This is a genomic window from Aureimonas frigidaquae, from assembly GCF_001463905.1.
Classification (GTDB): domain Bacteria; phylum Pseudomonadota; class Alphaproteobacteria; order Rhizobiales; family Rhizobiaceae; genus Aureimonas; species Aureimonas frigidaquae.
The window spans coordinates 1-15,617 of sequence record NZ_BBWR01000002.1 but is presented as its reverse complement, the minus strand read 5'-3'; the positions used below and the strand labels follow the sequence as shown (position 1 = coordinate 15,617).

Here is a 15,617-nt window from a genome sequence, read left to right as displayed (position 1 = left end):
GCGCACCCTCCTCCAGATTGACGGGTTGCGCCGCACGACGCGGCCGTTTTAGCTGGCCCGAATGCAGGCGCAACGACGACAAGGGGGCCGTATCGACATGCGGGAGGGACTCTATGTTGCGACATACGGGCTGGCGCACCGCCTGGACGGGCGGGGCTACGCCGTCGCCTGCGGCGGCAGGCTCTACTGCATCAATCCCATGCAGGGATTCGCCGGCTCCTACGTCGTCCTCGGCCAACGGATCATGGGCACGGTGCGGTTGATCCACCAGCTCGATGCGGTGCCCCGCAAGGGCAATATCGTCGTGAATTTCGACGGACGTATCGAAGGGCCGACGGTGATCATCGATGGCTCGGCCAAGGACCCCGGCGCCCTCCCGTTCCACGCCATCATGACGTGGATTTCCGCCTGAGCCGGCCGTCACATGGCTGTTACGAACCTGCCGTATGGGCCCCTCAAGAGTATCAACCTTGAGTTTCATTCGTGAGCAAAGACGCCCTTTTTGATATTGCCGCGACCCTGGTCACCATCGCCCGCCCCGGGCTTGCCCACCGGAAGATCATCCGCAAAGTCCGGGAACGCCATCCGGCCGCCAGCAAGAAGGATGTCGTGAAGGCAGCCTTCTACGCCATCGGCGCTTATGGCGAGGAACTCGCACGGAACTTGCCGCGGCGCTGAGTGCCTGTCCTGAAGACATAGCTGCTATAGTTTGTGCCGTGACGCATGAGCTGGAGGACGGCAGAGCATGGGCATCCGACGCATGGGCATAAGGGTCGTTTCAGGCATTGTCATGGGCGCGGCCTGTTTCGCCGCCCCCGGTGCTTATGCCGGACAGATCGCTTCCGAACATTTTGCCAGCGCGGCGCTCGGCCGGGAGCTGCCGGTGCTCGTCTATACGCCGAGCGGCGATGCGCCGGCACAAGGCTGGCCGGTCCTCTACCTTCTGCACGGGCATGGCGGGGACGAAACGAGCTGGCGGGACCTCGGCGATATCGGGCCGACGCTGGACGAAATGATCGGCAGCGGGGCCATCCGGCCACAGCTTGTCGTCATGCCTGGGGTCGGTGATTCCTGGTATGTGGATTCAGCGTCCGTCGGCGGTCCCGGCAATTACGAAACCGCGCTGACGCGCGATCTTCCTGCCGCCGTCGAAGAGCGTTACCCCGTCCGGCGCGATCGCGGGGGGCGCGCCATTGCCGGGCTTTCCATGGGCGGCTTTGGGGCCTTGCGCCTGTCGCTCGCGCACCCGGACAGCTTCATCGCCTCTGTCGCGCTGTCGCCCGGCATGTGGCAGAACATCCCGGCGGATGAGCTCGATCTCGCCCCCGAAGCCATGTCGGTCATCGGCAAGAGCCAGTATTTCCACCGCAACAGCGTGGACGACGTGACCGAGGGCGTGGACATACCGCCCGCCCCTCCCTATTTCGGCGCGTCCTTCGGCCAGCCCTTCGACGGGCGGCTCTTCAACCGGCTCAACGTCTTCACGCTGCTGGAGGACGCCATTATCGCCGATGTTCCGCTGCCGGCCATGTATGTGACTGTCGGCGATGACGACAGTCACGCCCTGTGGCGCGGTGCGATCGCCTTTTTTGAAACCATGAAGGCGGATGACCGGCCCGTCGAGTTCCGCGTGACCGACGGTGACCATGTCTGGTTACTCTGGTCGCAGACGATCCGGGACGGCCTCACCTTCATCGAGGGCCACTGGACTGATCTGCCGGCTGCCCGGCCCTCGCATGGGGAGACGGCCGCAGAATGAACTGATGGCGCTGCAGGCGATCCGCGGAGCGGTCATCGACAGGCTCCGGCTCGATGGGGCGCCCGCTGACGACGCTGGCATAGAGCGACAGAATGCGGCTGATCTTGTCGTCCCAGTCGAACCGGCGCAGGGCGCGGTTGCGGCCCGCCTGGCCCATCGCGGCGCGGCGCGCCGGATCGCCCGCAAGGTCCGTCATGGCGGATGCAAAACCCGCCACCAGATCCGCCCGGCTCGTCGGTTCGATCAGAATGCCGCAGCTTTCGTCCAGATAGTCCATCGGCCCGCCCCAAGCCGTGGCTATGACCGGCAGGCCCGCGGTCATGGCTTCCAGCACGACGGCGCCGCCGCACTCATAGATGCTCGGCAAAAGCAGGATATCGGCCTTGCGCATGCGCTCCGCGCAATCGGCCTGGGGAAGAAACCCATGGAACCGCACGCGGTCCGTCAAGCCCATTTCTTGCGCCATTGCCTCGAGATGCAGACGCTGCGGCCCGTCGCCGATAATGTCTAAGGTCGCGTTCAGGCTTTCCGGCAGGCGTTGCATCGCCTCCAGGATGATGTCCACGGCCTTCCAGTCCACCAGGCGGCCCAGGAACAGGAAGGATGCTCCGTCCTGCGCGCCGCCATGGACCCTGCCCGGCTGCCAGAGCTCGGTGTCGATCCCGTTTTCGACGAGTTCCACCACGGCCCCCCGGCAGTGTCGCGGCAGGCCCTTGCGCGTGCGTTCATTGGCGACGAGCAGCAGCGCGGCATCCCGCTTGCCGCGCATGACGGAATGGAGATGTTCGGACAGCGAACGGGCCGCGCTCATGATGCTGCGCACGATGCCGCGCCGCTGCGTATCCATGGCCGGTGGGTAGGACATGTTGCCGTTCATGGGCCCCATGACCACCGGCACGCCGACATCGGCCATCAGCGACGGCTCGCGCGGCGATACGGGGATGGGCTGGTGCACGACCTCGATACCGTGTTCGCGCACCAGGGCGCGCACGAGCTTGCGCGCGGCAAGCTGATTGGCGATGCGGCTGGCATAGCCGAAGGTGATGTCGGCCAATTGTGCGGGCAGTTTGCGGCCCATCTTCCAGCAGAAGACGTTGAACCGGTCATCCGGGATGAAGTGGATCCGGTCGGCAGCCTCAGGCGCAAGGCGGAGGAGCTCGTCACGCGTGCGCTCATGCACCACGAGCCACGTATCCACACGGCGCGCCCGCAGCCGCGTGAAATAATGCCAGGGCAGCGAGGCTTCGCCGCCGAACATCATCGACGCGTTTTCACTGACGATCAGGACTTTGGGTGAGGATGCCATAAAACGCTCTTACGACTCGTGCGCATCATGTTGCGCGACAAGGCGTAGCGGATCAATTCGACCCTTCGCGCAGACGCCTACCCCAAAGGGTGGCGCGCAGCCTTATGGGCGACGTGTCATTGCATCGACATCCATCAGGTGCCCCGCTCGCCGGACCTTCGTGCGCAGATAGTTCTCGTTCTCGCCCGTGACCGCGCCTTCCACGGGAATCCGCTCCTCCACGCACAAACCGCTTCCGCGTAGATAGGCGATCTTGGACGGATTGTTGGTCAAAAGGCGGATCGTTCCGATCTTCAGTGCCTTCAGGATCGCAACGGCGGCCTCATAGCGCCGCTCATCGCCGCCGAAGCCGAGTTCGGCATCCGCATCCACCGTATCCAGCCCCTCATGCTGCAGCCCGTAAGCGCGCATCTTGGAGGCGATCCCCGTGCCGCGCCCTTCCTGATCGAGATAGAGGAGCACCCCTCCGCCCATCTCCTTCAGAATGGAAAGGCCGTTGCGGAGCTGGTCGCCGCAATCGCATTTGAGCGAGCCGAAAAGATCCCCCGTGATGCAGGAGGAATGGATGCGGACCGGGACCGCCGACGTCGGATCCGGCGCGCCGACGATAATGGCCAGCTGATCGCGCTGGGCAAAGCCACCCCGAAAGACGGCGAAGACGACCTCGCCCACATCTTTCAATGGGACCGGTGTGCGAGCGATCTCGTTGAAGGAGAGCGCCGCGGTCGAGAAACCTTCGGACAGGTCGCCCGGCTCCACTGCGTTGCAGGACAGGAAAAGCGGGTCCTCTTCCGCCACGTCGGCCACCAGGACGGCCGGAAGAAGCAACGCCAACCGGGCGAGATGCGCGGCTTCTGCGTCCAGCGCATCACCGGGGCGCCAAGCGGACGGCGTTGCGGCATGGCGCAGATAGCCGATCTGGCAGAGAGCGTCGTAGTTAAGGCCCGTCAGCGGCACGCGCGCCCCTTCCGGAGCATCGAGGCCCAGGACATGCGCCCGGGCCGGCGTCAGGTAAAGCTCGGCACGGGCGAGCGTGGCAGCCATGAAGGCTTCGTAGACGGCGGGCGAGGCGGTATCGAGCGCCAGGATCGCCCGGTTGGCCTTCGGCTCCGTGCGGCGCAGCATGACGGGCCTGCCGGCCCGCAGTTCGGCCACGGCCCGTTCCGCCCGCAATGTCCCCGCCGTACCGAAGACCAGCTTGCCGATGGCACCGCCATTGGCGGCGGCCCTGTCGTGATTCACGGCACAACCTCGTCACTATTCATAGCCAGCATATGGACCTTCGCGGTCCATTCCGCCATACCGGCCGGAGCGCGCCTCGCGCGAACACAGCGTTCAATCCTCGTTACCCGGCCGGCCCCTGACCGGGCGGTCCTCTTGGCTAACGGGCCTTGCGCAGCGCCTCGCCCCGCGCCCATCCCTCGGAGACCTCCGCCGCATAGGTCGCAAAACGCCCTTGCGAAATGGCATCCCGGATGCCGGCCATCAAAGATTGGTAGTAGGCCAGATTGTTCCAGGTCAGCAACATGCCGCCCAGCGCCTCGTTGCTACGCACGAGGTGGTGCAGATAGGCCCGCGCATAATCGCGCGTGGCGGGACAGTCGGAGGTTGCGTCGAGGGGCGCCGGATCCTCCGCATGGACGGCGTTGCGCAGGTTGACCCTGCCATGGCGCGTAAAGGCCAGGCCATGCCGCCCGGCGCGGGTCGGCATGACGCAGTCGAACATATCGATGCCGCGCGCCACGCTTTGCAATATGTCGTCCGGCGTGCCGACGCCCATCAGGTAGCGCGGCTTGTGCGTGGGGAGCGAAGGGAGCGTCCCGTCGAGCGTCTCCAGCATGACATGCTGCGGTTCGCCGACGGCAAGCCCGCCCACGGCATAGCCTTTCAGGTTCATCGCCGTCAGGCGCTCGGCCGAGCGGATGCGCAGGTCGGGCTGGTCGCCCCCCTGCACGATCCCGAACATGGCCTTTCCGGGCTGGTTGCCGAAGGCCACCGCGCTGCGCTCGGCCCAGCGCAGCGACAGTTCCATGGCGCGCTCGATCTCTTCGCGCGGCGCCGGCAGGCGGATGCACTCGTCGAGCTGCATCTGAATATCAGAATCCAGGAGGCCTTGGATTTCGATGGAGCGCTCCGGTGTCAGTTCATGGACCGACCCGTCAATATGCGATCGGAAGGTTACGCCCTCTTCCGTCAGCTTGCGCAGGCCCGCCAGCGACATGACCTGAAAGCCGCCGGAATCGGTGAGGATCGGCCAGGGCCAGCGGGCAAAGTCGTGCAGCCCGCCCAGGCGCGCCACGCGCTCGGCCCCCGGCCGCAGCATCAAGTGGTAGACGTTGCCCAGGATGATATCCGAGCCAAGCTCCCGCACCTGGCTGAGATACATGGCCTTCACCGTACCGGCGGTTCCCACCGGCATGAAGGCGGGGGTGCGCACCGTGCCGCGCGGCATGGAAATCTCGCCCCGGCGTGCGCGACCATCGGTTGCGAGCAACTGGAAGGTAAATTCAGGCGTCATGATCTCTCCAGCAGGCAGGCATCGCCATAGGAATAGAAGCGGTACTGCCCTGCGATGGCATGGTCATAGGCCGCCCGCATGCGCTCCAGCCCGCTGAAGGCCGATACGAGCATGAATAGGGTGGAGCGCGGCAGATGGAAGTTCGTCACCAGCGCATCCACGGCGCGGAAGCGGTAACCGGGCGTGATGAAGATATCCGTCGCCGCCCGGAACGGATGCAACCGTCCGGTCTCGTCGGCCGCTGATTCCAGAAGGCGCAGCGAGGTTGTCCCCACGGCGACGATCCGCCGTCCGGCCGCGCGCGCGGCGTTCAGGCGCTCCGCCGTCCCGGCATCGATCTCGCCGATTTCCGAATGCATGACATGGGCGGCCGTATCGTCCGCCTTGACCGGCAGGAAGGTGCCGGCGCCCACATGCAGGGTGACGAACAGCGTCTCCAACCCACGCGCTTTGAGCGCAGCCATCAGCTCCGGCGTGAAATGCAGCCCGGCGGTCGGCGCCGCGACGGCCCCGTCCTCCCGGGCATAGATGGTCTGGTAATCCTGCCGGTCCTGATCATCCACCGGCCGACGGGCGGCGATATAGGGTGGCAGCGGCAGGAAGCCGGTCGTGGCGATCGCCGTATCGAGCGCCGGCCCCGAACGATCGAAGGCGAGCGTCACCTCGCCGCCATCGGCCTTGTCGATCACATGCGCGGACAGGTCCGGCCCGAAGGTGATGGTTTCATCCTTCGCGACACGCTTGGCGGGTTTCAGGAAGGCGCGCCAGCGATCGGGCGCAACGCGCATATGCAGCGTGACCTCCACCCGGGCCGTGGTATCGCCACGCTGCCGCAGCCCCGCCAGCCGCGCCGGAATAACGCGCGTATCGTTGAAGACCAGGCAGTCGTCCGGCCGCAGGAGCGCCGGAAGGTCGGCCACCGTCCGGTCCTCGAAGGGACCTGCGGGCGCCACGCGCAACAGCCGTGCCGATTCACGCGGAAGAGCGGGTCGCAGGGCGATCCGCTCTTCCGGTAGGTCGAAATCGAACAGGTCGACCCGCATGTCCGTGCTGTCGTCCGCTCTACAGGTCGGCGGCGACGCGCATGGTCGTGATGGAGTCGGGATCGCGCACGGGCTCGCCACGCTTGATCTGATCGACCGCATCCATGCCTTCGATCACCTCGCCCCAGACAGAATACTGTCGGTCGAGCCAGGGGGCCTTGTCGAAGCAGATGAAGAACTGCGAGTTCGCTGAATGCGGATTGGCCGTGCGCGCAGCCGAGACGGTGCCCCGCTTGTGCGATTCGGCCGAAAATTCCGACTTCAGGTCCGGCTTGTCGGAGCCGCCCGCGCCGGTGCCCGTCGGGTCGCCCGTCTGGGCCATGAAGCCGTCGATCACGCGGTGGAACACGACGCCATCATAGAAGCCTTCGCGCGCCAGTTCCTTGACCCGCGCCACATGGTTGGGAGCCAGGTCCGGGCGCAGCTTGATGACGACACGACCCTTGGTGGTTTCCAGCACCAGCGTGTCTTCGGGATTCTCGAAGGTCATGGCCTTCTTCCTTCCTCTTTGGGTTCGGGACGGCCGGAAGGCCGCCCAGGCATGTGCCGTCAATGCCCCATTCGGGCATGGAGTACAACCGCTGGAGCGATGCTACTCTGCAGCGCCGACGGTCACCGCGACCATCTTGTCCGGATCGTCGACCTTGCCATTGGCGGCTTGATCGCCCTTCTTGATCTGGTCCACGACATCCATGCCGGAGATCACGTCGCCGACCACCGTGTACTGGCCGTCCAGAAAATCGCCATCCGCCAGCATGATGAAGAATTGCGAGTTCGCGGAATTGGGGTCCTGCGCGCGGGCCATGCCCACCGTGCCCCGATCGAAGGTTTCGTTGGAGAACTCGGCCGGAAGATCGGCCAGATGCGAGCCCCCGGTGCCGGTGCCCGTCGGGTCGCCCGTCTGGGCCATGAAGCCGTCGATCACCCGGTGGAAGACGACCCCGTTGTAGAAGCCCTCGGCAGCCAGCGTCTTGATCTGCTGAACATGCTTGGGCGCAAGGTCAGGACGGAGCTGGATGACGAAATCACCCTTGTCCGTCGTGACCTTGATCTGGTTCTCGGGATCGGGCGCCTGGGCGACGGCCTGCATGGTGAAGGCTGAGACGAGGATGCCGGCAACGAGGCCGAGGCGGGCGAGCAAGGTCATGTGGGTGGACTCCAGTGGAAGGGCGGCGGCAGGAAAGCCCTTAGAATTTGGCTTTCAGGGCAGCAGCGACATTGGCCGGGACGAAATGGCCGACATCGCCGCCCATGCTCGCGATCTGACGGACCAATGTGGCGGTTATGGGCCTGACGGCCGGGCTTGCGGCCAGGAAGACGGTTTCGACGTCGGGCGCCATTGCACCGTTCATTCCCGCCATCTGCATTTCATAGTCGAGGTCCGTGCCGCTGCGCAGTCCGCGCAGCATGACCTGCGCCCCTTGCGCCCGCGCAGCATCGATCGCCAGGCCCTTGAAAGAGATGACATCCAGCCGTTCGGCCCCCGAAAGGTTCCGGACGGCTCCGCGCACCAGCTCCGCCCGCTCCTCGAAAGCAAAGAGCGGCACTTTGCCTGGATGGATACCGATGGCCACGATGACCCGGTCATAGAGCGCCAGTCCCCGCGCCAATATGTCGACATGGCCATGGGTGACGGGGTCGAAGGAGCCCGAGTAGAGGGCGCGGCGCTCTGCGTTCATCGCTTCGTAACCCTCTGCGACGGCAGAGCCGTTTCGTTAAAATTGGACATGATCCTGAAACCCCTCTGCCAAGGAATTTGTCGCACTCTGTGCATCACGGAGATGCCCTGACACCGCATTGCGGAACGGGGCATGGAAGGCGTGGAACCAAGCGGGGATTAACCACGTTTTCCCTGCAAATCTGGAGGCTTAGGAATGCTGATACTCGCATTGTCCCTGGCCATGGTCGTCACGCTTCTCACGGCCACTGCCATCACTATCCACAACGAGGCCGACAAGGCACGTGTGAAGGCGTCGGTGCGCAAGCATCGCGTCATGTATTAAGAACGACCTGCCTGCCGGGACGGTGCGGCCGTTCCCAATGTGATGACGAGACGGGGCGCGATCGGCCGGATCGCGCCCCGTTTTTCGTGTCAGCCTTCCGGCGTTTGCGGCGCGTCCGGCTCCGGCGCACCGTCGGCAAGATCGTCATCGGGCGCGATGCCGGTTTCCTCTCCCTGGTCCGGGATGCGCTCCACGGAGACGACCCGCTCGCCCTCAGCCGTGTTGAAGATCGTGACGCCCTTGGTCGCGCGGCTGGCGATGCGGATGCCGTTGACCGGCACGCGGATCATCTGCCCCCGATCGGAGATGAGCAGGAGCTGGTCGCCCTCCTCGACCGGGAAGCCCGCCACGAGCGCGCCGATATCGGCCAGCCGTGACACGTCGGTGGCGCGGATGCCCTTGCCGCCACGCCCGATCGTCCGGAAATCGTAGGAGGACGAGCGCTTGCCGAAGCCGAATTCGCTAATCGTCAGCACGAACTCCTCATTCGCCCCCAGGAAGGCATAACGCTCCGGCGACAGGGACACATCCTCGACCGTGCCTTCCTCGTCGCTCACCACATCGGCTCCGGCCTCGCCCTCCACGGCGCGCCGCATGCGCAGATAGGTCGCGCGCTCGGCCGGCGTGGCATCGACATGGCGCATGATCGCCATGGAGATGAGGCGGTCACCGTCGGCCAGCGCCATGCCGCGCACGCCGACGGAATTGCGGCCGGCGAAGACGCGCACATCCGTCGTGGGGAAGCGGATGCACTGGCCAGATGCCGCCGTCAGAAGGACGTCGTCATCTTCCGAGCAGGTCGCGACCGCCAGGATTTCGTCCCCGGCCTCGTCGAGCTTCATGGCGATCTTGCCATTTCGGTTGACCTGAACGAAATCCGACAGCTTGTTGCGCCGGACCGTTCCCCGTGTCGTGGCGAACATGACGTTCAGGCGCTCGGCGGCTTCCTCGTCGTTGGGCAATGGCAGGATGGAGGTGATCCGCTCGCCCTTTTCGAGCGGCAGCATGTTCACCAGCGCCTTGCCGCGGGATTGCGGCGTCGCCAGAGGCAGGCGCCACACCTTTTCCTTGTAGACGATCCCGCGGGACGAGAAGAACAGCACGGGCGTGTGGGTGTTGGCCACGAAAAGCCGCGTGACAGAGTCTTCCTCTCCCTTCAGCGTCATGCCGGACCGGCCCTTGCCGCCCCGCCGCTGCGCCCGGTAGGTGGTCAGCGGCACGCGCTTGATGTAGCCGCCATGGCTCACCGTGACGACCATGTCCTCACGCGGGATCAGGTCCTCGTCGTCCATGTCCGCGGCGCCCTCGGACAGTTCCGTGCGCCGCGGGGTAGCGAATTCGTCGCGCGCGGCGATCAGCTCGTCCTTGACGATGTCGCGCACCCGCACGCGGGAGGACAGGATGTCCAGATAGTCGCGGATCTCGGCGCCAAGCTTGTTCAGCTCATCCCCGATCTCGTCGCGTCCGAGCGCCGTCAGGCGCTGCAGGCGCAGATCCAGAATGGCCCGCGCCTGCGCTTCGGACAGGCGGTAGGTGCCGGCGTCGCTGATCCGATAGACCGGATCGTCGATCAGCCGCACCAGGGGCGCCACATCCTTGGCATCCCAGTCGCGCGTCATGAGCTGCTCGCGCGCGGTTGCCGGATCGGGCGCCTCGCGGATCAGCTTGATGATCTCGTCGATATTGGCGACAGCGATGGCGAGCCCGACCAACACATGCGCCCGTTCGCGTGCCTTGCGCAGCAGGAACTTGGTGCGCCGATTCACGACCTCTTCGCGGAAGGCGATGAAGGCCGCGAGCATGTCGGACAGCGTCATCTGCTCCGGCTTGCCGCCGTTGAGCGCCACCATATTGGCGCCGAAGGACGTCTGCAGCGGCGTGAAGCGGTAGAGCTGGTTCAGGACGACATCGGACGACGCGTCGCGCTTCAACTCGACGACGACGCGGTAGCCTTCGCGGTCGCTTTCGTCGCGAATGTCGGAGATGCCCTCGATGCGCTTGTCGCGCACCAGCTCGGCCATCTTCTCGATCATCGAGGCTTTGTTGACCTGATACGGCACCTCGGTGATGACGATGGATTCCCGCTCGCCCCGCCCGGTCTCGATATGGACCTTGCCGCGCATCAGGATGGAGCCGCGCCCGGTGGAATAGGCGGACTGAATGCCGGCACGGCCGAGCACGATAGCGCCGGTCGGGAAGTCCGGACCGGGGATGATCTCCATCAGTTCCGGCAGGCTGATGCCGGGATTGTCGATCATGGCGATGCAGCCATTGACCACCTCGCCCAGATTGTGCGGCGGAATGTTGGTCGCCATGCCGACGGCGATGCCGCCCGAACCGTTCACCAGAAGGTTCGGGATCCGCGCCGGAAGCACGGTCGGCTCCAGCTCACGGCCGTCGTAATTTTCCTGGAAGTTGACCGTTTCCTTGTCGATATCCTCGAGCAGCATGTCGGACAGCTTCTCGAGGCGGCACTCAGTGTACCGCATCGCCGCCGGCGGATCGCCGTCGATCGAACCGAAATTGCCCTGCCCGTCGATCAGCGGCGCCCGAAGCGAGAAATCCTGCGCCATGCGCACGAGGGCGTCGTAGATGGATGAGTCGCCATGCGGGTGGAACTTGCCCATCACCTCGCCGACGACACCCGCCGACTTGCGGTACGGCCGGTTGTGGACCAGGCCCATTTCCGACATGGCGTAGAGGACGCGGCGGTGCACCGGCTTCAGCCCGTCGCGCACGTCGGGCAGAGCACGGCTCACGATCACGCTCATCGCGTAATCGAGGTATGAGCGCTGCATCTCCTCGACAATGGATACGGGTTCGATTCCGCGCGGGCGCTCCGGCGGCGAAGTCTCGTTCTGATCGTCTGCCAAGACGCTTCCTTGCCTGTACTATCGACCTGCACCGCTTATAGCCTGCGCAGCCCCGTCTTGGCAAATCCGACGCCCTGGAACGGGGCGTATAAATCCATATAAATCAATATCTTATGACGGCTTAGACGGGCTGTCTTGAAATTATCTGCCGCTCTGCGTCGCCATCCGGCCCGCAAGGGCGCAGGATCGGCCGCGGCGCTCTTCGGCGAGCGATTCTGGCGGGGGAGATTCGGCACCGTGTACGATATGCTTCTGACGGGCTTTATCACGCTGATCGTCATCATCGACCCGTTCGGGCTCGTGCCCCTGTTCCTCACGCTCACGCCCGGCCGCTCGCGCGACGAGCGGCGGCGGATCGCCTTTCAGGCCAGCACCATCGCCTTCCTGATCCTGGCGGTCTTCGCCCTCTTCGGGCTGGCGCTGATCGAGGCCATCGGCGTATCGCTGGGGGCATTCCGCGTGGCGGGCGGTCTGTTCCTTTTCACCATCGCCTTCGAGCTCGTCTTTGAAAAGCGGCAGCACCGCAAGGAAAAGAGTGCCGGGGAAGCGGTTCCCCATCCGGAGGATACGCCGGATGTCGCGGCCTTCCCGCTTGCCATTCCCCTGCTGGCGGGTCCGGGCGCGATATCGGCCGTCATTCTCCTGTCCGGCAATCTGCCCGGCCTTCTCGGCCAGAGCCTGCTCCTGATGGTCATTGCGCTGGTCTGCGCGGCCACGTTCCTGTTCCTGTCGGTCGCCGACAGGCTGGACCGGCTGATGGGCGCGACGGGACGCGCGGTGGTTACCCGGCTTCTCGGTGTCCTTCTGGCAGCCCTGGCGGTGCAGTTCGTTGCCGATGGTGCACGGCAACTCTTCGAGTTCTGAACCGAGCCCTGTCAGCGGGCTTCGGCGCTGTCCCCAGTCGTGGCCTGGGGCGTAACGTATGGCAAAACAGCCGTTATACGGCATTCCAACCCTTCCACCGGAAAGTCCATGACCACCGAACCATCGGCCGCCCCGCTGATGCCGCGTGCGATCAGGCGGGAGCCGAATCCCTGCCGATCGGGCTGGCGGACGGGCGGGCCACCGCTTTCGATCCAGGACAGGCAAAGCCGGGTTCCATGCGCGAGCCGGGTCAGCTCCCACGACACGCGCACCCGGCCCGCCGCAGTCGAAAGCGCCCCGTACTTGGTGGCATTGGTGGCGAGCTCATTCATGGCCATGGAAAGGGACAGGGCTGCAGCGGGGTGGACGACCATCGGCTCGCCATTGATGTCGACCCGGCATTCGGGATCGTGGATATCCACGGCGGCGCGGATGATATCGCAGATCTGGCCCCCCTCCTGCTCCCCCTTCAGAACCACTTCATGGGCTTGGGCAAGCGCATGGATCCGCGACGACAGCGACTGTCGTGCCGACTCGATGTCCGGTGCGGAGCGCAATGTCTGGGACACGACGGATTGAACAACCGCCAGCGTGTTCTTCAACCTGTGTCCGAGTTCGCGGTTCAGGAAGGAGCGCTGCTCTTCCATGGCAACCCGTTCCGAGACGTCGATGAAGAGGATGCCGACCTGGTTCGGCAGCTCTTCGGCAACCGGAAAGGCAAAAATATCGAAGGTGCGCTGACCCATGGAGGGGGCGGGTAGCGTCAGGCGGACCGCCCGTCGATCCCGAGCGACGGCGCCATAGGTCTGGAACCAGTGCGCTTCGAGCCCGTCCACCATCTCCCGCGCTGTCCTGCCGACCGGATCGACCAACCCCGTATGGCGCTCGAAAGCCGGGTTCGCTTCCAGGAACCGGTAGTCCACGGGCTGATCGTCGTCGAAGATCATCTCGATGACGCAGAAGCCCTCATCGATCGCATCGAACAACCGGCGGTATCGGTCTTGCGCAGCAGCCAAGGCAAGCTCGGCACTGTGGTGTTTCGTCGTGTTCTGAAAGACGACCGTGAAGCGGTTTTCGGAAAGGCGGCGAACACGCCCTTCATACCATCCAACGGGATCGTCGAAGGGCATGTCGAACTCTTCGGAAATTCCGGTGCTGACCACACGTCGGCAGATCTGGAGCGGCGCGTCACCGGCAAGCGGGAACAGCGCCGTCAACCGTGAACCGATCGCAACCTCAAGCGGAACGCCCGTCATGCGGGCGAAGGATGGGTTGGCATAGATGATGACGTAGTCGGTGATGATGCCGGTGGCGCTGCGGATGACCTCTCCGACGAAAAGACCTTCCCGGATATCCTCTGCAATCGCCTTCCACCCTGACCCGAGCTCATGCGAAAGCGGTTCAGCTTTCTCTATGTCCACGTTCACCCCGATATCAAAATGACGTCCGGCCCTGACCTGCGACCACGCCGGCGACCCCGAAACGGATGTGTGTCCGCCGATATACAGGGTCCCGCAGGCAAAGCGAGGATACACGAAGCTTAGATCGGAAGCGTTATTTTGTTTGTCGACACATCGCGTCGCGCCAACCAATCCAGACGCAGGCGAGAATGCCGGATGGGTTGCGGACCAGTTTCAAGCGGTCGGCAGGCATAGCGACTCATGCGTCCGCAACGCGCCGAGGTCATCTCGTGAATTCGGTAAAACGACAGACCCGTTGCCCCTCTGGATTTCCGCAGGCTTGGCGGATTTTGTCCCTCCCGGCCCCTACCTAGGGAAGCGACCGAACAAGAACGCCATGCGCGACCCACTGTGACAGGATCGATTACCTTCACCGCGGGGGTCATACGACATGGCGACGTTTGAGACTGGCCTGAGCGAAGAGCGCCGATTTCCTGTTTCGTTCGTCTCACCAACGCAACGTAACGCGCTGTCGCCCATGATGAGAGCAGGATACGCACGGGTTGCTTTGGGCCTGAAATAGCACTTCTACGATATGCGCACGTCCCGTCGTCTGACGGGGCTGGATGTGCGATGGCGCAGAATGTCAGGGCTGCATTGATGTGACCCTTGGCATAGCGTCGGCGGCGGTAGCGCTGGTTTGCGACCATCTGCATATCAACGACCGGCTCCGGCGTATCGTCGACGGACAGTGACGCAGGCGTCACGCATCTACGGTGTCAGCCTGCAAGGGGAATGCCGGTGGCCGCCCGGACGACGCCCTTATGACACGCCAGCCCCATCGCTTTGCAACAGCGGAAGGATCCAGCACGTCACTGCTGGATGATCATGTCTGCCTGAGCTGAGACGATACGAGCATGCTAGAGGATCATGCGTATGGCGCGCCCCGGCGTAGCAAGCCGTCGTCGCCACCTGCGCATTGCCGTGGTTTCGACTGAGACGATGGTTTTGACCGAATCATTTCTCTTTGGACACACTCACCAGATCTCCGGACTGCTACGGCTTTTGCGGGAAAGTCCCGCCGGAAGACATGGGAAAAACCGGGGCGCGAACTGATCAGATTGCATCTGAAGTGAAGTTTGTGTCCCAATGGGTATACGGTGTTGTGGCCTTGATCACGGCCTGCCGAGTGACTGCCCCAAGCCAGTCTATGAAGCGTATCTACACCGCTACTGGTTCATTCCCCTTCCAAATCTCTTGGCATGCCGACGCGATAACATCCGCCCGGCACTCTTGCAGCAATGTTCTGTCACGGCTCCAAACGCGAAGGCGCTTCGTCCCAGGCGTCACTTAGGACCATCCAGATGCGATATCGGCCCTGGTGACGTCGTTACGGGACCGTTCTCTAGCATCGTTCCTAAGCAGATTGCGGGAGGCTATCGAGGACGACATAATGGCCAAAGGTCTTACTCGAACGATCGAGGGCAACGGCATCCGCGTCTCGATTCATCCATGTATGCGAACCACTTGGACAGGCTAACCATTATGCCGTCCTCATTCGCCGTGCGTCGCCCATACCACCCTTATCGCCCGCTTGCTTATGCCCGTTTATCAGGAAGCCTGTTCATGCTCATTGCGACATCCCGTGTCCTCACGTCCCATGGTGGTCGCTACCTTCAGCAGCTGTGCAAGCACTGGAGCCACCGTTTTGAAGTCGAGCACGGCGTGGACACGGGTCGGATTGCCTTCAGCGCGCAGTCCAGCCTGTCGCTGTCGCGCGACGATGAGGCTTTGACGCTTGTCCTGTCTTGCGCCGATGCGGCCGGGCTGGAAGCGATGAAGGGTGTTGTC

The 15,617-nt window shown here is 64.2% G+C and carries 15 protein-coding genes; 6 read left to right on the top strand and 9 right to left on the bottom strand.

All coding sequences use genetic code 11. The annotated features are described in order from the left end of the window. Positions 1-97 precede the first annotated feature (97 nt). The 3 genes from AUL30_RS00095 to AUL30_RS00085 all read left to right on the top strand — a co-directional run bounded on the left by AUL30_RS00095 (position 98) and on the right by AUL30_RS00085 (position 1,759). A complete protein-coding gene (locus AUL30_RS00095) occupies positions 98-412 on the top strand; it encodes a hypothetical protein (RefSeq protein WP_062225577.1) in 315 nt (104 codons plus the stop codon). Between the two features lie 71 nt (positions 413-483). Beyond that, positions 484-678, top strand: a complete 195-nt coding sequence (locus AUL30_RS00090; RefSeq protein ID WP_062225574.1) for a hypothetical protein — start codon at positions 484-486, stop codon at positions 676-678. 67 nt (positions 679-745) lie between these two features. After that, positions 746-1,759 carry an alpha/beta hydrolase gene (locus tag AUL30_RS00085; protein ID WP_244490660.1) on the top strand — a complete coding sequence of 338 codons (1,014 nt, stop codon included), beginning with the start codon at positions 746-748 and terminating at the stop codon, positions 1,757-1,759. Here AUL30_RS00085 and AUL30_RS00080 read toward each other — a convergent pair. From AUL30_RS00080 to coaD, 7 genes are all read right to left on the bottom strand, one after another. Continuing rightward, positions 1,692-3,065, bottom strand: coding sequence for a glycosyltransferase family 4 protein (locus tag AUL30_RS00080; protein ID WP_083507564.1), 1,374 nt, complete (start codon positions 3,063-3,065; stop codon positions 1,692-1,694). The two genes, AUL30_RS00085 and AUL30_RS00080, sit on opposite strands and share 68 nt — an antisense overlap. 102 nt (positions 3,066-3,167) lie before the next feature. Further along, positions 3,168-4,307, bottom strand: coding sequence for a GTP cyclohydrolase II RibA (ribA, locus tag AUL30_RS00075; protein ID WP_244490659.1), 1,140 nt, complete (start codon positions 4,305-4,307; stop codon positions 3,168-3,170). Between the two features lie 139 nt (positions 4,308-4,446). Next, on the bottom strand, positions 4,447-5,583 hold the full coding sequence (gene tgt, locus AUL30_RS00070) for a tRNA guanosine(34) transglycosylase Tgt (RefSeq protein WP_062225572.1): 1,137 nt from the start codon (positions 5,581-5,583) through the stop codon (positions 4,447-4,449). Beyond that, positions 5,580-6,626 carry a tRNA preQ1(34) S-adenosylmethionine ribosyltransferase-isomerase QueA gene (gene queA, locus AUL30_RS00065; protein ID WP_062225571.1) on the bottom strand — a complete coding sequence of 349 codons (1,047 nt, stop codon included), beginning with the start codon at positions 6,624-6,626 and terminating at the stop codon, positions 5,580-5,582. Before queA ends, tgt begins: the two co-directional genes overlap by 4 nt. A gap of 19 nt (positions 6,627-6,645) precedes the next feature. Next, entirely contained in the window at positions 6,646-7,116 is a 471-nt protein-coding gene (locus AUL30_RS00060) for a peptidylprolyl isomerase (protein WP_062225570.1), read from the bottom strand. 102 nt (positions 7,117-7,218) lie between these two features. Then, positions 7,219-7,773 carry a peptidylprolyl isomerase gene (locus tag AUL30_RS00055; protein ID WP_062225569.1) on the bottom strand — a complete coding sequence of 185 codons (555 nt, stop codon included), beginning with the start codon at positions 7,771-7,773 and terminating at the stop codon, positions 7,219-7,221. A gap of 40 nt (positions 7,774-7,813) precedes the next feature. Beyond that, entirely contained in the window at positions 7,814-8,305 is a 492-nt protein-coding gene (gene coaD / locus AUL30_RS00050; RefSeq protein ID WP_062225567.1) for a pantetheine-phosphate adenylyltransferase, read from the bottom strand. Between the two features lie 195 nt (positions 8,306-8,500). On the opposite strand from coaD, the gene AUL30_RS20185 reads away from it, so the two are divergent. Then, a complete protein-coding gene (locus AUL30_RS20185) occupies positions 8,501-8,629 on the top strand; it encodes a hypothetical protein (protein WP_280137381.1) in 129 nt (42 codons plus the stop codon). A gap of 89 nt (positions 8,630-8,718) precedes the next feature. Here AUL30_RS20185 and gyrA read toward each other — a convergent pair whose 3' ends face one another. Then, a complete protein-coding gene (gene gyrA / locus AUL30_RS00045; RefSeq protein WP_062226461.1) occupies positions 8,719-11,427 on the bottom strand; it encodes a DNA gyrase subunit A in 2,709 nt (902 codons plus the stop codon). A gap of 321 nt (positions 11,428-11,748) precedes the next feature. Between gyrA and AUL30_RS00040 the strand changes: the two genes are divergently transcribed. Next, the gene (locus tag AUL30_RS00040) at positions 11,749-12,366 is read left to right on the top strand and encodes a MarC family protein (protein ID WP_062225564.1); all 618 of its coding nucleotides are present in this window, start codon (positions 11,749-11,751) and stop codon (positions 12,364-12,366) included. 11 nt (positions 12,367-12,377) lie between these two features. On the opposite strand, the gene AUL30_RS00035 is transcribed toward AUL30_RS00040, so the two are convergent. Then, positions 12,378-13,787 (bottom strand): sensor histidine kinase, encoded by a 1,410-nt coding sequence (locus AUL30_RS00035; RefSeq protein ID WP_192842980.1) that lies wholly within the window; start codon positions 13,785-13,787, stop codon positions 12,378-12,380. A 1,605-nt stretch (positions 13,788-15,392) separates the two neighbouring features. On the opposite strand from AUL30_RS00035, the gene AUL30_RS19890 reads away from it, so the two are divergent. Beyond that, positions 15,393-15,617: DUF2218 domain-containing protein (locus AUL30_RS19890; RefSeq protein WP_062225558.1), on the top strand; the 225-nt coding region annotated here is incomplete at its 3' end.